18 protein-coding genes and 1 tRNA gene are annotated in these 20,399 nt (G+C 43.7%); 2 read left to right on the forward strand and 17 right to left on the reverse strand.

Going from position 1 to position 20,399, the window contains the following annotated elements; genetic code table 11:
* Window positions 1-260: 260 nt before the first annotated feature.
* From DW640_RS22080 to metA, 4 genes are read right to left on the reverse strand one after another with little or no spacing between them, the layout of a single operon-like run.
* The gene (locus tag DW640_RS22080) at window positions 261-749 is read right to left on the reverse strand and encodes a GNAT family N-acetyltransferase (protein ID WP_048696696.1); all 489 of its coding nucleotides are present in this window, start codon (window positions 747-749) and stop codon (window positions 261-263) included.
* Between the two features lie 43 nt (window positions 750-792).
* Window positions 793-1,827, reverse strand: coding sequence for a zinc ribbon domain-containing protein (locus tag DW640_RS22085; RefSeq protein WP_011108287.1), 1,035 nt, complete (start codon window positions 1,825-1,827; stop codon window positions 793-795).
* Window positions 1,824-3,653: a U32 family peptidase gene (locus DW640_RS22090; RefSeq protein WP_117578962.1), complete on the reverse strand. Its 1,830-nt coding sequence runs from the start codon at window positions 3,651-3,653 to the stop codon at window positions 1,824-1,826. Before DW640_RS22090 ends, DW640_RS22085 begins: the two co-directional genes overlap by 4 nt.
* A complete protein-coding gene (gene metA, locus DW640_RS22095; RefSeq protein WP_008764097.1) occupies window positions 3,650-4,567 on the reverse strand; it encodes a homoserine O-succinyltransferase in 918 nt (305 codons plus the stop codon). Before metA ends, DW640_RS22090 begins: the two co-directional genes overlap by 4 nt.
* Window positions 4,568-4,747: 180 nt before the next feature.
* On the opposite strand from metA, the gene DW640_RS22100 reads away from it, so the two are divergent.
* On the forward strand, window positions 4,748-4,918 hold the full coding sequence (locus DW640_RS22100) for a DUF362 domain-containing protein (protein ID WP_002559159.1): 171 nt from the start codon (window positions 4,748-4,750) through the stop codon (window positions 4,916-4,918).
* A 145-nt stretch (window positions 4,919-5,063) separates the two neighbouring features.
* Here the strand turns inward: DW640_RS22100 and DW640_RS22105 are convergent, their stop codons facing one another.
* From DW640_RS22105 to DW640_RS22120, 4 genes are all read right to left on the reverse strand, one after another.
* Window positions 5,064-6,257, reverse strand: a complete 1,194-nt coding sequence (locus DW640_RS22105) for a pyridoxal phosphate-dependent aminotransferase (protein ID WP_008763747.1) — start codon at window positions 6,255-6,257, stop codon at window positions 5,064-5,066.
* 82 nt (window positions 6,258-6,339) lie between these two features.
* Window positions 6,340-7,554, reverse strand: a complete 1,215-nt coding sequence (locus DW640_RS22110; protein WP_008763746.1) for a bifunctional 3,4-dihydroxy-2-butanone-4-phosphate synthase/GTP cyclohydrolase II — start codon at window positions 7,552-7,554, stop codon at window positions 6,340-6,342.
* A gap of 5 nt (window positions 7,555-7,559) precedes the next feature.
* Window positions 7,560-9,458, reverse strand: a complete 1,899-nt coding sequence (locus tag DW640_RS22115) for an LptF/LptG family permease (RefSeq protein ID WP_008763745.1) — start codon at window positions 9,456-9,458, stop codon at window positions 7,560-7,562.
* 76 nt (window positions 9,459-9,534) lie between these two features.
* The gene (locus tag DW640_RS22120) at window positions 9,535-9,921 is read right to left on the reverse strand and encodes an START-like domain-containing protein (RefSeq protein ID WP_008763744.1); all 387 of its coding nucleotides are present in this window, start codon (window positions 9,919-9,921) and stop codon (window positions 9,535-9,537) included.
* Between the two features lie 224 nt (window positions 9,922-10,145).
* On the opposite strand from DW640_RS22120, the gene DW640_RS22125 reads away from it, so the two are divergent.
* Window positions 10,146-10,219 (forward strand) — tRNA-Met (locus tag DW640_RS22125).
* Window positions 10,220-10,385: 166 nt separating this feature from the next.
* Here the strand turns inward: DW640_RS22125 and guaA are convergent.
* From guaA to DW640_RS24120, 9 genes are all read right to left on the reverse strand, one after another.
* Entirely contained in the window at window positions 10,386-11,693 is a 1,308-nt protein-coding gene (guaA, locus tag DW640_RS22130) for a glutamine-hydrolyzing GMP synthase (protein ID WP_008764094.1), read from the reverse strand.
* Between the two features lie 185 nt (window positions 11,694-11,878).
* Window positions 11,879-13,318 (reverse strand): ATP-binding protein, encoded by a 1,440-nt coding sequence (locus tag DW640_RS22135; protein ID WP_008764093.1) that lies wholly within the window; start codon window positions 13,316-13,318, stop codon window positions 11,879-11,881.
* A 19-nt stretch (window positions 13,319-13,337) separates the two neighbouring features.
* Complete coding sequence (locus DW640_RS22140) at window positions 13,338-14,465, reverse strand: sensor protein KdpD (protein ID WP_055230345.1); 1,128 nt, start codon at window positions 14,463-14,465, stop codon at window positions 13,338-13,340.
* A gap of 98 nt (window positions 14,466-14,563) precedes the next feature.
* Complete coding sequence (locus DW640_RS22145) at window positions 14,564-15,310, reverse strand: hypothetical protein (RefSeq protein WP_054960028.1); 747 nt, start codon at window positions 15,308-15,310, stop codon at window positions 14,564-14,566.
* 115 nt (window positions 15,311-15,425) lie between these two features.
* Window positions 15,426-15,995 (reverse strand): K(+)-transporting ATPase subunit C, encoded by a 570-nt coding sequence (locus DW640_RS22150; protein ID WP_016268818.1) that lies wholly within the window; start codon window positions 15,993-15,995, stop codon window positions 15,426-15,428.
* 16 nt (window positions 15,996-16,011) lie between these two features.
* A complete protein-coding gene (kdpB, locus tag DW640_RS22155; protein WP_008763738.1) occupies window positions 16,012-18,045 on the reverse strand; it encodes a potassium-transporting ATPase subunit KdpB in 2,034 nt (677 codons plus the stop codon).
* Window positions 18,046-18,063: 18 nt separating this feature from the next.
* Window positions 18,064-19,770, reverse strand: a complete 1,707-nt coding sequence (gene kdpA / locus DW640_RS22160) for a potassium-transporting ATPase subunit KdpA (protein ID WP_008764088.1) — start codon at window positions 19,768-19,770, stop codon at window positions 18,064-18,066.
* Window positions 19,771-19,794: 24 nt separating this feature from the next.
* Window positions 19,795-19,875, reverse strand: a complete 81-nt coding sequence (kdpF, locus tag DW640_RS24465; RefSeq protein ID WP_050581211.1) for a K(+)-transporting ATPase subunit F — start codon at window positions 19,873-19,875, stop codon at window positions 19,795-19,797.
* 323 nt (window positions 19,876-20,198) lie between these two features.
* A partial coding sequence (locus tag DW640_RS24120; RefSeq protein ID WP_220400924.1) for a hypothetical protein occupies window positions 20,199-20,399 on the reverse strand: 201 nt, incomplete at its 5' end.

Below are 20,399 nucleotides of genomic sequence, written 5' to 3' on the forward strand. Positions count from 1 at the left end.
TTCAGTTATAACAAACGAAGTTGTCAACTAAAACCAGTACACATCAACAACTTATAGTTTCCTATCATTTCCTGCAATGGAAACTGTCGTTTCCCGGTGAGGGAACGGCCGTTCCTTTTAATGGAAACGACCGTTCCTTTTAAAGGGAACTGGCGTTTCCTCCGAGGAAACCAACGCTTGCTCCATATAATACTGATGCTTGATCTATATGGACTAACAACTTATCTATGAACAGACTGCATGAGAAAGGTAGCGCACAATTAAAGTATTCTTTGATAAGCAATGCGCTCTGTCCCGTTCTTGACATAGATGATGCCACAGCGCTGAAAGCCGTATTTCGCCAGAATATGCTGCATAACTTTGTTATCCCGATGTGTATCCACACGGATATTCTCAAAATGTTCAAAGCACCAGTTCAGACAGGCTTCCGATACGCCTTTCCTTTTACCGCTGGTAGCCATCCGGTGGATGACACCGTAAGGTTCGTCATTAAGCCATGCACCTTCATAAATATTCAGATAAGTAGGATCTTCGCCTAATATAAAGCAGAAAGTTCCCAATATTTCCCCTTGTTCGTCCGTACAGACAAAACTATGACCGTCTTCTATCTCCTGACGGATAAATGATTCGGACGGATAGCCGTCAATCCATTGGGTTGCATTCCCATTGGCACGCATAAAAGCACGGGCATAATCATAAATCTCCATCACCAAAGGGAGATCTTTCAATTCGGTAAGTCTGATTTCCATCATTCAGAAGTATGATTTGAATATAAAAACAAGATATAAAAGATTATTCATTAATCGCTCCGCAATGGGGGCAAATACCTTTCTCCTTCAACTTCTCCCCACAATGTCCGCAACGATACTTATAGCTGATATTCCGATGCACCTTCTTCGCAAAAACCCAGATAAAGAATGCAAGGAACAAATAACCGATATAAATATGTGTCATCAGGATAAAGAAGAAATAGCAGAAAATACAACTGGACATCAGTCCCAGCAGATAAAAGACCGCAGCGGCGGGAGTCAACTGCCGGAACAGGTCATCAAGCACCGCCAAAGCGACAATCAGAAACAACCAGATGCTCAACAAAAAGACTGAAAGTATAAAAGGCACTTTAAAAGGCGATAAGGTGGGATTGAAATAGAAATGTTCCCACGTATCCGGCACAAAGACCTGCATTGATTCGTAAACCGTCGCACTGAAAGCCATCAACAGGCAAAGAAACAACGGATAGACACTGTCAATATCATTAAAATAGACCAGCTGCAACTGCTTCCGACGGAAAGCGCGAAACAGATAGACTCCAACAAACAACGCGAAGATAATCATGAAATAAGAAGCATGCGTATCACTGAAAAAATGGATAGCCTGCGAAATACTGTCCGTCGGCACAAACGATTCTTTCAATTCTGTTTCACGTATCCACCCCTGCTCCTCTTGTGTATGCGCCAGCTTTACCCAGACACTGTCCACACTATCGGCAGGGTGAATGGCAAACTCGGCAACAACCACCCGATCTCCTTTATACAATGCGATGTAGGTGTCCTTGATGGGCAGGCACTCCATTGTTACCGAGTCGGTGGTTACTTCCAGATTCGTATTCCAGGTATAATGCCGGTCATAAAGATAGTTCAGAGAATCTTTTGTCTTCTCCGACAGTTCCTCGGAAGTAAGATCGGGACGCGTATAGTGACAGGATGAAAGGAACAGCAGAGTCAGCAACATCCCCACGACAGAACAGCACAAAGCTGTACGAAACTTATCTCTGCCGAGAACAAGCTCCGTTAAACTCCGCATATCTCTGCCGGGGAATCGTTTCATTGTGCCGCTTTTACTTTCATTTGACAGTTTTTGCAATCGAATTCAAGGCGGAAACGTTTTCCGTCATTCGATACCAGATAATAGGGCTCTTTATAAGGCGAGCGCACTCGCTGATGGATAGGGCACCAGCCCATGCTATAACGCAGGCAGTGTTTGCAGAACATCAGCACGGCATCTTCCACCCGTTCCTTTTCATAAGCCTCAGCCACTTGCTGCACTCCATGTTCCCGATAAAAAGAAGCTGCACGGGTGTTCATCACGTTTCCCAAATAAGTAAGTGCAGCCTGCGGATAATCATGTGAAGTCGGCTTCCAGACAGCCAGTTCCTGACGATAATTGATACGTCGGACAGCAATCAGCTTTTCTATCGCCTGACGACGGAAATCCGCCAAAACAGAAGCCGGTAAGAACCAATTCTCCGAGAAGGAGATTTCGATCTTTTCCGCTTCGAAAGGCGTGTTTCCCAATTTAGCAAGCTGCGTCTTCAAGTTATCAGCCTGTGGAGTCCGAGCCGGCTCTTTCTCACGAGGCAGAGTGAGCGTAACGCTGTTATTGTCCTCATCCGTCAGTGTCAGAGAGAAACCGAAGTTGTTGTCTGCAAGCAGTATGCTAACGGCAATCTTCCGTTCGGCCGACTTGCGGGAAAGTATGCGTTCAAACTCCTGATCGAAGTTACGATAGAGCTTGGTACGGGGTTTGATGCGGGGCATCTCCTGAGGATAAAGTTTGTTTCCATCCACCCGATTAATCCGGAATCCCTGCAAACGTCCCTGTTCATCAATATAGCAGACACCGTCTCCGTTATTGAATGATTTCAGTCCGGCAACGGTCAGAAAGTTGCCACGGGCTTCTTTCATTGTGCCCATCTCCTCTCCCAATGATTTCGGAGTATCGAAAGAAAAAATATCCTCACTGCGTCCATGCAGGAAGTAATGAGTAAATCCACGACTGAAGCTCTTGTCCAGCTGCGGCTTAAAGTCGAAACTGCAAGTACCGGAAGAAGCGCGCACATATTCCGGTCGGCGGGCAAAGACGGCATCCAGCTTCTGACGATAGGCAGCCGTTACATTCTTCACATAAGACACATCTTTCAGACGTCCTTCTATTTTGAATGAGGAAGCTCCGGCATCCAGCAACCGTTCCAGTTCATCACTCTGGTTCATATCTTTCAAAGAGAGCAAGTGCTTGTCTTTCACAATCACTTTTCCTTCCGAATCGACAAGACTGAAAGGCAAGCGGCAAAACTGCGCACACTCTCCCCGATTCGCGCTGCGCCCGAAACAAGCCTGGCTAACGTAGCACTGACCGCTATAGCTTACGCAAAGCGCCCCGTGTACAAATACTTCCAGCGGAACTTCGGGACAAGTTTCGTGTATCTTCCTTATTTCACGAATCGACAATTCTCGTGCCAGAACAACCTGACGGAAGCCCGCTTCCCAGAGGAACTTCACCCTTTCCGGTGTCCGATTGTCCATCTGCGTACTGGCATGAAGAGGTATCGGCGGAAGATTCAGTTTCGTGATTCCCATATCTTGCACAATCAGAGCATCCACACCAACCCGATACAGGGCGTGGATCATCTCCTCCGTCTCTTTCAACTCTTCTTCTTTCAGAATCGTATTGACTGTGACATAGATACGGGCATTATACAAGTGAGCATGTTTTACCAACGCTTCGATATCTTCCAGAGAATTCACAGCCGCTGCACGGGCGCCAAATTTAGGTGCACCGATATATACGGCATCTGCTCCGTGATTGATAGCTTCGATACCACATTCCAGATTCTTCGCCGGGGCGAGAAGTTCTATTTTACGCTGCTTGATCATTCAATATCATTAATGTTGTAAGGCGTTTCCTGATAAACAAAGTAGTTCAGCCAGTTGGAGAACAAAAGGTTGGCATGAGCGCGCCAACGGACCAACGGACCTTTGTCCGGATCATCATCTACGTAATAGTTACGGGGAATTTCGATCGGCAGTCCTTTACCCAGATCACGACGATATTCCGTATCCAAGGTATAGGGAGAATATTCCGAATGTCCGGTCACGAAGAACTCACGTCCGCCACGTGCCATAGCCATATAAACGCCCGCATCTTTCGATTCGGAAAGCAATGTCAGTTCCGGCACTTTGAGGATATCTTCCCTGCGTACTTCCGTATGGCGGCTATGCGGCACATAGAAGCAATCGTCAAAGCCGCGGAAGATAGAATGGAAAGGTTCCAGCACCCGATGTTCGAAGATACCGAACATTTTCTGGTCCAGTGGATACTTGGGAACTCCGTAGTGATGATACAGTCCGGCTTGCGCAGCCCAACATATATATAAGGTAGACGTCACGTGCGTACGTGCCCAATCAAATATTTCGGTAATTTCCTCCCAATAAGTCACCTCCTCGAAGTCCATCTGTTCCACAGGAGCACCGGTGATGATCATGCCGTCGTATTTCTCGTTACGCATTTGCTCGAAGTCGGTATAGAACGTTTGCATATGTTCTATCGGCGTATTCTTGGATGTATGACTCTTGATCTTCATAAACGAGATTTCTACCTGGAGAGGCGTATTCGAGAGCAGCCGCACCAAGTCTGTTTCCGTTGTAATCTTCAACGGCATCAGGTTCAGAATTACAATCCGCAACGGACGAATATCCTGTTGCGTAGCACGCGAAGTATCAATTACGAAAATATTCTCTTCCTTCAATAATTCTATTGCAGGAAGCTTATCAGGTAAATTTAAAGGCATAATCGCTATATATTAGTAATTTGGCTGCAAAAATACGAAAAATATAGCACATAATAGGGAGGTTGCTTATTTAGAAGACGTACAAATTAAGTCAATTTAATCAAAGAAGCATACCAAGTAATGAATAAAAGCTTTATTTTTGCCGAACGAATTAGTACTAATAATTTAAATCTTAAAAAAATGGCTTACGTAATTAGTGACGATTGTATTGCTTGCGGAACTTGTATCGACGAGTGTCCGGTAGAAGCTATCTCTGAAGGTGATATCTATTCTATCAACCCAGATGTATGTACTGACTGTGGAACTTGCGCAGACGTTTGCCCGTCTGAAGCTATTCACCCGGCTGAATAATACAATCTACAAAAAAGTATAGGCTGCTTTCTACGGAAGGCAGCCTTTTTTATTTTATCGCTACGGACAAAAGGAAATTACATAAAAAAACGGTAGACTTTCTTTTTCAGGAGATAGCCTACCGTTCTATATTCTCTAAGATTGCTTATTTCAATTTAGCCAATGCTTCCTTGATTCGACGGATAGCTTCTACAATGTTTTCATCACTTGTAGCGTAGCTCATACGAATACATTCAGGAGCACCAAAGGAAGTACCGCCTACACAAGCTACATGAGCATCTTCGAGCAGGTACATTGCCAAGTCGTCCGAGTTTTCAATTTTACGTTCGCCGTTGCTCTTGCCGAAGAAGTAGCTACATTTCGGGAACAGATAGAAAGCACCTTGCGGTACGTTTACTTCGAAACCCGGCACTTCTTTAGCCAACTTCACGATCAGGTCACGACGACGTTCAAATGCCTTCTGCATTTCTTTCACCGGTTCTTGTGTACCTACGTAAGCAGCCTCGGCAGCTTTCTGAGATACCGAGCAAGGACCCGAAGTGTATTGTCCCTGAAGCTTGTTACAAGCTTTCACAATCCATTCCGGACCAGCAATGAAACCGATTCTCCACCCGGTCATTGCATAGGCTTTGGATACACCGTTCACGATCACTGTACGTTCTTTCATTTCCGGGAACTGAGCAATGCTCTGATGTGCACCGATATAATTGATATGTTCGTAAATCTCGTCAGCAATTACCACTACTTGCGGATACTTAGCCAGCACGGCTGCCAGTCCAGCCAGTTCTTCTTTACTGTAAACAGAACCTGTGGGGTTGGACGGAGAACAAAGAATCAATGCTTTTGTTTTCGGAGTAATAGCTGCTTCCAGTTGTTCCGGAGTAATTTTGAAATCTTGTTCGATGCCGGCAGAAACAATGACAGGAGTACCTTCTGCCATCTTCACCATTTCCGGATAGCTCACCCAGTAAGGAGCCGGTACAATTACTTCATCACCCGGATTTACCAATACCAGGATCGCATTACATACAGATTGCTTTGCACCATTGGCACAAGAAATCTGAGCAGCAGTATATTCAAGACCGTTCTCTTTTTTCAGCTTCTCAACAATCGCATTGCGTAAAGCCGGATAACCCGGTACCGGAGAGTAGCGAGAAAAGTTATCATCAATGGCTTTCTTCGCAGCTTCTTTGATGTGGTCAGGAGTATTGAAATCCGGTTCTCCTACACTTAAGTTAATAACATCAATACCCTGCGCTTTGAGTTCGTTGCTCTTTTGCGACATGGCAAGCGTCGCCGACGGCGACAAGCTGTTCAAACGATCTGATAATTGATTCATTTTGTATCTATTTTATTGTTGTTGAGTGAAATTCGTTGCAAAATAAGCGATAATATTCGATATATGAAAACAAAATGGCATTTTACTTATTAAAATGTAATGTATGTCCCATTCTTTCTTTCTTTGTTCTCAGATATCGCTCATTATATGGATTAGGAACTGTTTCAACAGGTACATTTTCTACAATTTCCAGCCCATAGGCTTCCAGCCCTACACGTTTCACGGGATTATTTGTCAGAAGTTTCATTTTGTGCACTCCCAGTTCACGCAGAATCTGGGCTCCTACTCCATAGTCGCGTTCATCTGCCAGGTGTCCTAAGCAAAGGTTGGCGTCAACGGTATCCATACCGTCTTCCTGAAGTTTATATGCTTTCATCTTTTCCATCAAACCGATACCACGGCCTTCCTGATTCAGATAAACCACCACACCTTTTCCTTCTTTTTCAATCATTTCCATCGCTTTATGCAACTGCTCGCCACAGTCACAACGGTGTGAGCCAAGAATATCACCAGTAGCGCAAGATGAATGGACACGCACCAAGATAGGTTCGTCTTCATTCCATGTACCTTTAAATATAGCCATATGCTCCAGTCCATTCGATTTCTGACGGAAAGGAATCAGACGGAACATACCATGTTCGGTCGGCATATTTACCTCAACGCCTTTTTCTACGATTGACTCCTGTTTCAGACGATAAGCAATCAAGTCATGAATGGAAATCAGTTTCAGTCCATGTTCATCAGCCATTGCACGAAGTTCCGGCAGACGTGCCATCGTACCGTCATCGCTCATTATTTCCATCAGAGCACCTGCAGGGTAAAGTCCGGCAAGGCGTGCCATATCGATGGTAGCTTCTGTATGTCCGGCACGACGAAGTACTCCTTTTTCCTGTGCATACAGCGGATTAATATGTCCGGGACGTCCGAAAGTAGCCGGTGTAGAAGCAGGATCGGCCAACGCCTGAATAGTAGCAGCACGGTCGGAAGCAGAAACTCCGGTACTACAACCTTCCAGTTTGTCAATTGTCACTGTAAAAGGAGTGCCCAATACAGAAGTATTATCACTGACCTGATGCGGCAAATCCAGTTCTTTACAACGCGACACCGTGATAGGCGCACAGAGCACACCACGCGCATGTTTCAACATAAAGTTAACTTTCTCAGGAGTTATCTTTTCGGCAGCTATGATTAAATCACCTTCGTTTTCACGATCTTCATCATCCACTACAATGACAAACTTGCCTTCTTTGAAATCGGCAATCGCATCTTCTATTCTATCCATTTTAATCTCTTCCATAACACTTATTTATTAATATTCTGTATGATGAATTGAATTTGTTCATTGTTTTTTATTATCCGTTCCATATCTTTCGCCAACCGGACACGGAATGCCCAGATACGGAAATAAAAGAATAATCCTATAGGGAAAATAACCCCGGCAGCCAGATTCAGCCAATAGGTGTGGAACGGGCGTATATGAGCAGAAACGGAAATAATCGGATAATTGTTTAATGTGTTCAGCAAAGTCACAGACTTCGTATTGGACATCTCCTCTATGAGTGTCTCTAACTTTTCATTGATAGATATCATCTCATCATCCTTCTCGCCCGACATCCACAGCTTAAAATAATTCGGGGCTTTCATCAGGCGATTTTTAGCTATATACTCTTTGCACTCGTCAGTAAGCACCTGCAAATCACCCGGTATGCGAGTATAATCCGGATCGTGAATCACCACCTCTTTCTTGAATAAATGGCGTATGTTACGGATACCGACAATCTTCTTAAACCAATTGATATACGCATCGGCATTGAGCACTACAGAGTCTTTATTTGATTTGTAAGTCAGGAAAGCACCTAACGGGGCAAGCACGGCACTACTGGTCCACACTCCCATCCATACGACCCATCTGCCGTCACGTGCCATCTTATAGCCTGTATTATCTATGATATAATAAATGATGAATACCATCACCGAAACGATGACCGGCATACCGAGTCCTCCTTTACGGATAATTCCGCCCAATGGGGCACCAATGAAGAAGAACAGCAGGCAGGAAAGTGAAATAGTGATCTTTTTATGCCACTCTATCTCATGCTTCCGCATACTATAATCATGGCTACCCATCGTGTAACTCTTGAAGTTTATATCACTGCTCAGGTTTTCCGCACGACTTGCAGCGGATGAAATCACCTTCTGCTTCTGCATCAAAGGAGCTACCTCATAGAGACTGTCAATATTATATTCAGTAATATTCGCCTCCATAATCTTGACCGTATCCTCCTTTGTCAATCCATAGGTGCTACGGAAATTCCCTTCAGAAACTTCCCGGTAATATTGTCTTCCGATACTATCGCCCACCATTTTCATTGAGTCGATGGAGGCTTGCAGCATCGACATATCTTTGGCAGCAGATGTATTGCTCATAATACTGGCATCCGCCATATTAAAGTCTGAGTCAAACTCAATAATCGTATGTTTTTCCCGGAATTCTTCCCGACGATACGGTACATTCTGAGATTTCATACTCTGTGATCTCAGGTTTTCAAATAAATCACCACTGTACAAATGCAGCCAGAGATGCTGCTTGTCTGCAGTCATTTCCATCCGTCCGGAATCTGCATAAATAATATGTGCGTTCTCAAATCCATCTTTCAGATTATAAATCAGCACATCATACATCATACCTGTCTTCCGGTTCTTCTTGGCTATCTTCAGGTTATAATCCGGTATTTCTGAATAAAACACCCCCTCCGGGATATCCAATTCCGGAGACTTTTGTTTCATCGAAATAATCAGTGTGTATAGTTTCGTCTGAGCAATAGGCCCCACGACATTCTGGAAATAAAAAGAGACAGCAACCAAACCACAGACAAAGAAAGCCAGCGGGCGCATAATTTTAAGCAAGGATATACCCGCAGCTTTCATTGCGAGCAACTCGTAACGTTCGCCAAAGTTACCGAAGGTTATTAAAGAAGCCAGCAATATTGCCAACGGCAACGATATTGGCACCAGTGTCAATGCGGAATAAAAGAAGAACTGAGCTATCACACTCATATCCAGCCCCTTTCCGACTAATTCGTCTACATATCTCCACAAAAACTGCATCATGAAGATGAAGAGACAGATGAAGAATGTACCTATAAAGAGCATCAGGAAGCTCTTTACGATAAATATATCTAATTTCTTTATGCGTAGCATCTTAATAGGTTCGTGCAATTAAGACGCAAAATTAGCACAAAAAAAGTAGCATAGAAAATTTTTAGTTGAAAGTTAACTAAAAACCACACGTTCTTCTCAATTTCGCCACTTGCGACTCCCACAATTCTTTCATGTCAGCAACTTCGTCCGCCTCTGCGAAGTCTGTAATTTCTAATACATAGTCACTTGTCAGCTCATTATAAGTCATTTTGATTTCAAAGTAATCGCGTTCATTTTCGTCATCCTGCCAACGAAAGCGAATAAATGAGAAAGAACGGATCGCAATAATCTCGGCATTTCTTTGTTCAGTCTTCCCCCAATGGAATTCTACGATTTTATCATCAGATACTACTTTATCAGCAAACCAGTCCTCCAGCCCGGTCGGTGTGCTAATAGCTGCCCAAAGAATATTTTTAGATGTTGCGTTCAACAAATACTCCAAATGAATTTTTTCTTTTTTCATAGCAATTTCGAATTGTTTTTACGTGTGCCAAGATAAATACTTTTTTCTAATTATGTGGCATAAATCAGACACTTTATTTAAAACTTATTTCTTTTCAAGGCCCCAAACTCCCTATTTATAGGAAAAAGAGAACCTCGTTCTAAAGAAAAAACACAAAAAAGTTATGAATTGTTTTGGAGATTACAGAAAAATATCTATCTTTGCACCCGCAATCGAGAAATGATGGCGGGATAGCTCAGCTGGTTAGAGCGCATGATTCATAATCATGAGGTCCCCGGTTCAATCCCGGGTCCCGCTACTTGATAAGAATAAGGCATTTGAGAGGCTTCCACTCTTGGGTGCCTTTTTCTTTTATACATCAATTGGTGGCAGGTGACGCCATAGGTGACGCTAAATGCAAAAAATTAGCCCCCGAAAGTTTATATTCAGCTTCCGGGGGCTATTCTATTTAATGCTCTATACTCTTATTCCCATTCAATAGTCGCATTAGGTTTCGGCGACATATCATAGCAAACACGATTCACATTCTTCACTTCTTTCAGAATACGGTCTGTGATTTTCATCAGGATAGGCCAGTCTACCGGTTCAATAGTAGCTGTCATAGCATCTACCGTATTGACAGCGCGGATAATCACCGGCCAATCGAAAGAACGGGCATTATCGCGTACACCAACAGATTTAAAGTCAGGCACTACGGTAAAGTATTGCCATACCTTTTTATCCAGGCCGGCAATCTGGAACTCTTCACGCAAAATGGCGTCAGACTCACGTACTGCTTCCAGACGATCGCGTGTGATAGCACCCAGACAACGTACACCTAAACCAGGACCGGGGAACGGCTGACGGTAAACCATCTCATAAGGCAACCCCAACTCCAGACCACAAGCACGCACTTCATCCTTGAACAACTGGCGCAAGGGCTCTACAAGCTGGAACTTAAGATCTTCAGGCAGACCGCCTACATTATGATGAGATTTCACCATCTTGGCAGTCTTCGTTCCGCTCTCTACAATATCCGGATAAATAGTACCCTGACCTAAGAAATCGATACCATCCAGTTTACGTGCTTCTTCTTCGAACACACGGATAAACTCACCACCGATAATCTTACGTTTCTGTTCGGGATCTTCCACACCTGCCAATTTATCCAGGAAGCGGTCTGTTACATCTACATAAACCAGATTTGCTTTCAATTGGTTGCTGAATACTTCAACAACATCTTCAGACTCACCTTTACGCATCAAGCCGTGATTTACGTGCACGCATACCAAATTTTCACCGATTGCCTTCAAAAGTAAAGCAGCTACCACTGAGCTGTCAACACCACCCGACAATGCCAGCAATACTTTCTTATCACCCACCTGACGTCTGATCAGCTCGATCTGGTCATTGACAAAGTTCGCCATATTCCAGTTAGCTTCAGCCTGACAAGTATCAAATACGAAAGACTTTATAGCAGCCTTAATAGCCTCGATATCATCTGTAAATGCCGGAAGCTTCACTGCGCAAGTCGCTTTATCGTGACCGGCAGCCATAACAGGAATCCCCATCGTATAAATAGACGGATTCACGTCAATAGCAACACCGTCGATCACGTTGTTCAGTCCACCATTGATAATAATACCCTTTACGTTGGGCAATGCTTTCAGTTCTTCTACTGTGATGTCGTGAGGATAAATCTCACTATAAACTCCTAATGCACGGATGGCGCGCGCCAATACCGTATTCTCGTGACTACCCAAGTCAAGGATAACAATCATGTCCTGTTTCATCTGATTCTGGTTCTTTTAAGTTATTATATTGTATAAATTTGACTTTAACTTCAATTAGTCTGCAAATATAAAGATTTTAAAAGACGCTGCAATGTCTTGATTCCCAAAGTTTCATTTCAAATTAAATCAGCTACCACATTTATTTATCACAGCAACCGCCTCGGACACTTTCCGAACATTCTCTTTTATGCTTTCAGTCGCATCACAAACCGACTTCCTTTTCCCAGTTCACTTTCTACTGTCAGCGTACCGCCATGCGCTTCCACAAAGTCTCTCGAAATAGACAAACCGAGTCCGCTGCCCTGAACTTTTGTTCCGGGAACACGGAAGTAACGGTCGAAAATACTCTTGTGGTAACGGGGATCGATGCCTTTACCGAAATCCTGAACGTACAGGTCGATCATATCTCCTTCCTGCCTGGCACCAATCACGACACGCCCGTTTTCTTTAGAATAACGAATCGCATTGCTGAGCAAATTAGTCAATACCCAAGCTATCTTTTCACTATCGACAAAGAGCTTGCCGATTTTCTCTTCCGGGTACTCTACTTCTATCTGAATATTGAACTTATCCGCTTGTACCTGATTAGCTTTAATCGCATATTCTATCAGTTCAATGGGCTTCGTTATCTTCGGCATTAATTGCAGCTTGCCTGCCTCTACCTGAGTCATATTCAGCAATTCGCCCGTAATGCTCAACAGGCGTTCGCTATTTTCCTTGATGCTTTTGGACAACTGTTCCTGTTCATCATTCAGCTCACCGACACGTTTATCTTCCAATAGCTGCAGACTCATCATGATAGCCGCAATCGGAGTTTTCAATTCGTGTGAAATGGTCGAAATAAATGTAGTCTTGGCAGAATCCAGTTCCTTGAATTCCGTTATATTCTTCAGCAGAATGACATCCCCTAATTTGCTGGGTTCATCCTTCCCTGCATCCGTATTTATGATAGGAATATAGGAAGCCTTGAAATAACTCTCTTTATCATCGGCATATATCTTTAACGGCTCTTTCTGATCTCCCGGCGTCACCAATTCACGAATCAGCCGGCGAAGCAGATCATTCTTCAAAGACAATTCTTCCGCAGATTTACGTATGACATTACCTCTTTTCAGATTCAGCACGTTCAGTGCTTCCTCATTAATAAACAAAATCTCACGATCCATATTCAGACCGATTATCGGATCGTCGATACTGTTCACGATGGCCTCAATGAATTTCTTGGCAGAAAGAATATCCGCTAACGTACTTGCCCGATACTCGGCCAGACGTTCCGCCATACGGTTGAAACTCTCGGCGACTTCCCGAAACTCCTGATTATTTCTCATATCCAGCCGTTCTTCATAATTATGATTGGCTATTTCAAGAATCCCTTGTTTCAGTTCCTTGATGGGTTTACTGATTGTTCGGGGCAACCAATACAGCAATGTCAATCCGGTCAATATACAAATACCGCCGGTAACGGAAATCCACAACAGAGCGCGTTCCAATGCCGGCATAGCGGCAGGACTGTCAGGTTCTGTGGCAGTCAGCAACTGAAGGTTCACAACAGAAAGTGTTACCAGCAAAATAATCATTCCCGCCAGCATCCCGATGCCGAGAATCAGTTTTGTTTTAATATTCATATCGTTCATACGGTTAATATTATGCAAGTATAATCAAATCTACATTAGCTTGTGACAAATTATTCAAAAACTTTCGATATCCGAGTATGGAGCAAATGGCATGATGAAATCTCAGATTAGGAGTTCCCATGCAAACAGAAGATATTTGCTTGTCCCGACAAACTTTGACAATACTCCCCAGAATATCCTTCGACTGCACCTGGATGACCTCTCCGCCCAGTTCTGCTACCAGCTTAAAATGATTCAGCAAATAACGCTGACTGGCCAGATCAATCCGGTCCATACTCTCCCTCGGAGTCTGCACATAGAGAGCAACGAAAGTCGTATTATATCGTGTTGCCAGACGTGCCGCCTTCCGGATAATCCTCCTGGGTGTTTTCTCATGACTACTGATACAAGCCATGAACTTCTCATGCCTGATTCCGACCGAGACACCCATCACAACCTCATTCTCCACCTTCTTCTCCACCCGGAGCGCCACTTCCTTCAGAGCCAGTTCCCGCAGTTGAAGGATATTCTCGGTCCGGAAGAAATTATCCAGCGCTGTCTGAATCTTTTCCGGACGGTATATCTTTCCTGCTTTCAGACGCGAGATCAGTTCTTCCGCTGTCAAGTCGATATTCACCACTTCATCCGCTTCCTGAAGCACACTGTCCGGCACCCGTTCTTTCACCTCGATCCCTGTAATCTCCTGCACTTCTTCATTCACACTCTCGATATGCTGGATATTGATTGCGGAAATCACATTAATCCCCTCATCCAACAGAGTCATCACATCCTGCCAACGTTTCTCGTTCAAACTGCCTTCCACATTGGTGTGTGCCAGTTCGTCCACAATCACAATCTCGGGATGAAGGCGGATAATGGCGTCCACATCCATTTCCTCCAACTCTTTTCCTTTATAGAAAATTTTACGTCGGGGGATCACAGGCAGCCCCTGCATCAGAGCCTCCGTTCCGGCACGCCCGTGAGTTTCAATATAGCCGACTTGTACATCCACCCCATTCTCCAGTAGTTCATGAGCCTCCTGAAGCATACGGTAAGACTTCCCTACACCGGCTATCATGCCGATATAGATTTTAAACTTGCCTCGATGAGACTTCTTGATCAGATCCAAAAAATGTTGTACACTCTGTTCTCTATCCATATCCATTTCATTAATTGCTGTTTATAAACTATTTCAACCCGTAGTAATCATCACGATCACCACGGGTTTCTGCATAATAAAAATTCATGAGTTTATATCTATGGTCTTAAAGTTACGCCAAAAACCAAAAAAGCATCTTCAACACATGGATTCCATATAGCCTGTGCAAATATCGGCAATGAAAACTTATCATTAATTTTTATCTCTGTCATTCCTTTTAAAGCTACATTAGTCACGGCGAAGCCACTATTCGTGTACATACCCTCCGCCTTATACGGTACTGCGCCGCAAGTTACATTTAAATCGACATTTTTCACACTGAAAGGATAGTTCAGTTCCAGATAGGAGGAATAATTCTGTTTCAGTTCTCCGCTATCATTCAGCTTCTTGTCTTTTCCGGCAAACATCGTATACCACGCTACGGACAGGGGAAACTTCTCTACGGGCAACGTATAAGCCAATCCCGCCTCAAAATGATGTCCCGTCTCGTGGCTCTTAAAATTAAAATATTTATATGCCCCTTCACCTTCCCACCACAAATCGGCAACCGTCAGCGTAGGTCCCGCCTTACCAAACTTATAGGCAAGAGTCAGATCCAGTTCTTTATTCCCTCCACTGAAATTAGTAGATCCCCATGCGGTAACAGAAAAATTATCGAACCCAAACCCCAGCGTGGGTTGAAAAGCCGCACCTCCACCCTGGTACATTCCCCGCCAGACATAGGAACTGACAATATCTCCCTGCACAGCAAATTCCTGTGCTTTTGCATCCGTTATACCCGATACGCATACAGTTGCCGTAACCAATGCTCCTACAACAATCTTCTTACTAAAAAAACTCTTCATATTTATCTTTTTATTTTATGTTTCTAAAAAAGAGCAGCGCCCTGTCCAGCCCTGTTTATTTGAACCGCAATAAATAACTAAAACGATTCGGACAGGCACGCCGCCCAGTGTTTGGTTATTTATTCTCTTCAAGTGCTATATTCAGCTTCAGCACATTTATTTTCTCCGTTCCGAAAATTCCGAGTAAAGGCTTCTCCACACTTTGATCAACGATTTCTTTCACTTGGTTTTCAGTCAGGCCACGTGCCTGTGCCACTCTCTTTATCTGCACGTATGCACATTGCGGAGTAATATTGGGGTCGAGGCCGGAGGCACTCGCCGTTACCATCTCCGCCGGAACATCTTTACGGCTCAGATAAGGATGATGTACAAGGAACGTATCGATACGCGCTTCCACTTCAGCCAGATATTCGGGATTCGTGGGTCCTTTGTTGCTACCGGACGAACTAGAAGCATCATAACCGTCTCCGGCACACGAAGGACGTCCCCAGAAATAAATATCTTTTGTAAACATCTGACCGACATTGGCCGCACCCACCACTTTTCCATCCAGTGTGGCAACTTCAGCATTTCCCTTATTAGGTCCTGCCACTTGTGCAAACAACCACAAAATAAGAATATAGAATACGGAGAAAAAGACACAGAAAACAAGAGTTATCTTTAGTGATTTAAATAAAGTTTTCATCGCTATTGTTTTTTAATTAAAAGAATAAACCTACTAATAAATCAATCAGTTTAATTCCGATAAACGGAGCAATCACACCACCTACACCGTAAATCAGCAGATTCCGGCGAAGCAAAGCACTTGCACCTATCGGCTTGTACTGAACGCCACGCAAAGCCAACGGAATCAAGATCGGAATAATAATCGCATTGAAGATGACTGCCGAAAGGATCGCACTCTCAGGACTATGCAACTGCATGATATTCAACGCCGCCAGTTCGGGGATAGCCACCATAAACAAGGCGGGGACAATGGCAAAATATTTAGCCACATCGTTGGCGATAGAGAAAGTAGTCAGTGTTCCACGGGTCATCAGCAACTGCTTACCGATTTCCACAATCTCGATCAGTTTGGTAGGATCATTATCCAGATCTACCATATTGCCGGCTTCCTTTGCAGCCTGCGTACCACTGTTCATTGCTACTCCGACATTCGCCTGAGCCAAAGCGGGAGCATCATTCGTACCGTCCCCCATCATTGCCACCAGTTTGCCGGACTGTTGTTCCTTCTTGATATATTCCATTTTATCTTCCGGCTTCGCTTCGGCAATAAAATCATCGACACCTGCCTTTTCTGCAATATATTTGGCAGTCAGCGGGTTATCACCGGTCACCATCACTGTCTTCACTCCCATTTTGCGCAAGCGTTCGAAACGTTCCTGAATACCCGGCTTGATGATATCCTGCAATTCGATAACACCCGTCACTTTCCGATTAACACATACCACCAACGGCGTACCACCATTGCTTGAAATAGCAGCGATCACCTTTTCCACTTCTTCGGGGAATTTATTTCCGGCAGTTTCCACAATCTTACGGATAGCATCAAAAGCCCCTTTACGAATCTGAGTTCCGTCCGGCAAATCGACACCCGAGCATTTGGTTTCGGCTGTAAACTTAATCATTCGTGCGCCTGTCGTATTCAAGCTGCGCATACGGATACCTGATTCACGTCCCAGTTCTACGATTGATTTGCCTTCCGGAGTTTCATCGGACAGAGAAGAAAGCAGACAGTTTTCTACAAAAGCGTGCAGATCAATGCCCGGCGCAGTGTGAAAATGGGTAGCTTTACGATTACCGATGGTGATAGTTCCGGTCTTATCCAGCAACAAGGTATCAATATCGCCGGCAGTTTCCACTGCCTTACCCGATTTTGTTATCACATTCGCACGTAGTGCACGGTCCATACCGGCAATACCGATGGCAGAAAGAAGTCCGCCGATAGTTGTCGGAATCAGGCACACAAACAAAGAAATAAGTGAAGCAATGGTAATGACAGTATTGCTGTAATCGGCAAACGGTTTTAACGTCACACACACAATGACAAAGACAAGTGTAAAACCAGCCAGCAGAATAGTCAGTGCTATCTCATTCGGAGTTTTCTGACGAGACGCACCTTCCACCAGTGCAATCATTTTATCCAGAAAACTTTCTCCCGGTTGGGTGGTCACCATTACTTTTATATGATCGGACAATACTTTCGTACCTCCCGTCACTGAGCTTTTATCGCCGCCCGCCTCCCGGATCACCGGAGCAGACTCACCTGTAATCGCACTTTCATCGATAGAGGCCAATCCTTCGATTATTTCCCCATCGGACGGAATCACGTCTCCGGCTTCACAGACAAACACATCTCCTTTCTTTAGTTGTGAAGAACTTACAGTCACTATTTGATTACCTTCCACCTTTTTGGCAGGTGTCTCTTCCCGTGTTTTACGCAGGCTGTCGGCTTGCGCTTTTCCCCGTGCTTCGGCAATCGCTTCGGCAAAATTGGCAAACAGCAGTGTAATAAACAGAATGATAAACACAGCTATGTTGTAGGCAAACGAACCCTGAGAGGGATTGATGATGGAGTAAAGGGTCACAAACAACATGACCACTGTAGCCACCTCTACCGTATACATGATCGGGTTCTTTATCATCAGTCGCGGGTTTAGCTTCACGAATGATTGTTTCAGGCTTTCTATAACTTGCTCCTTTTGAAACAAAGAAGCTGATTTCATATTTTTCATATCTTCTCTAATTCAGAATTACAAACTTAAATGTTCGGCAATTGTACTCAAAGCGTGTACCGGGAAGAAGGACAGAGCAGCCACAATGAAGATAACGACAAACGTCATTATTCCGAAAGTCAGCGTATCAGTCTTCAGTGTTCCGGCACTCTCGGGAATGAACTTCTTCTGAGCCAGCAGGCCGGCAATGGCAACTTGTCCGATAATAGGCAGGAATCGGCTAAGAATAAGTACAATACCACAGGTCCAGTTCCAGAAATAAGTATTATCTCCCAGTCCTTCAAAGCCGGAACCATTGTTAGCGGCACAAGATGTATACTCATAAAGCTGCTCACTCAAGCCGTGGAATCCAAGATTGTTCAGCCAACCGCCCTCGCTTTCCACAAAGTCAGGATGATGTACATATATATAACTTGAGATTGCTGTGAACACTAATATGACAAATGGATGAAGCAGTGCTACTATCGTAGCTATTTTCATTTCACGGGCTTCTACTTTCTTTCCGAGAAATTCCGGTGTGCGACCTACCATCAAACCGCTGATAAATACCGCGATAATAATGAACGTATAATAATTCATCCAACCTACGCCTACACCGCCGAACCAAGTATTAATCTGCATATTCAGCATCTCCATCATACCGGACAACGGCATAGTAGAATCATGCATACCATTCACAGAACCATTGGAAGTAACAGTAGTCACAATGCTCCAAAGTGCTGTAGCTCCGGCACCCAAACGAACTTCCTTACCTTCCATCGCACCGTTATCCTGCGCAATTCCCAGTTCATCGATACGGGGATTTCCACCCATTTCCTGACTGACATTGATACAGACGCCTACCAGAAAAGCAAAGAGCATCACTCCGAAAATACTATAAGCCAGTTTCTTTCTACGAGTATAAAACCCTAATGCAAGTACCATTGCCATCGGAATAATCAAGATAGACCAGCACTCCACCATATTGGTAAGATAAGTCGGATTTTCCAACGGATGAGAAGAGTTCACACCAAAGTAACCACCTCCATTCGTTCCTAATTGTTTAATGGGCACAATGGCAGCCGCAGGTCCTTGCGAAACCATCTGTTCCTGTCCTTCGAGGGTAGTTACCTTCATTTTTCCGTCGAATCCCATCGGGGTTCCCTGAAGAATCAGGATGAAACCTACAATCAAAGAAAGCGGTAACAGGATACGTGTACAGCTCACTACCAAAAAATGCCAGAAGTTACCGATTGTTTTTGTTGTCTTGGCAGCCATACTCTTCATAATACCAGCCATAGCAGCCATACCGGTTGCAGCGGTAATAAACTGGAAGAGCATAATGACAAACAGCTGTGTGAAATAAGTCAATCCGCTTTCACCACTATAGTGCTGCAAGTTACAGTTGACCATAAAACTGATACAGGTATTAAAAGCCTGATCCGGCGTTTGGGGACCGTTGCCATCCGGATTTAAAGGTAACCATCCTTGCGAAACCAGCAATACCATTCCCCATACGAACCAAAATGCATTCAATATCAATAATGCTTTCAGGAACTGTTTCCAGTTCATTTCTTCCTTAGGGTCAATTCCGCATACTTTATAAATGACCCTTTCAATAGGAGCCATGAAATCCGACCAGGTTTTCTCTCCTTTATAAACCTTGGCAATGTATCTTCCTAGTGGATAAGCCAAAATCACCATCAAGGCAACTTGTGCGACCACACCTAAAATTTCTGTATTCATACTTTTACCTTAAACTGTATAACTTTAAAACTTTTCGGGTCTGATGAGTACATACATCAAATAACCGAAGATTGCAATACCTAATACAAATAGTGCTGTGTACATAATTAATTCTCCTTTCCTCTTCTAGATCTTTTCAAACCAGTCTACACATTTCCAAAATAGCCAGAAACAGGCAAAGCCGCTCAAGAGGCAAAAAACAAATGATAGTGTTATCTCCATGTCTTTAATCTTTTAAATATTTATTATTATAATACTTGCAATGTATTATGCCAAATGCGTGCCAAAACTCCAAAAGAAATAGCAACAAATTGATTATCAGACACATATAAAGAAGAAGGAAATATATAATAACAGAGCCGACCTTTCCATTTTGAAAAAGTAGTTCAATTTTGAAAGGGTATTTAGTCTTGGCAAAATATGGGATTTTAAATAAAACAGAAGGAAAAAGAATGAAATTGAAGGAAAAAGAGGCTGAAAAGGATACTGAAAAATAGTATTATTAAAAGATTGTCCGGTCTCGTTTGTTTTTTAGCAGAACAGGAGAGGAGATTTGCAGCTTGTGGATGATGTGTGCTTAAATTCCGAAAGTATCCAAAACAATAAAGCCCTTCTGGTATTTCTACCGG

The sequence above is a fragment of the Bacteroides sp. AM23-12 genome, from assembly GCF_003434395.1.
Taxonomy (GTDB): Bacteria; Bacteroidota; Bacteroidia; order Bacteroidales; family Bacteroidaceae; genus Bacteroides; species Bacteroides thetaiotaomicron.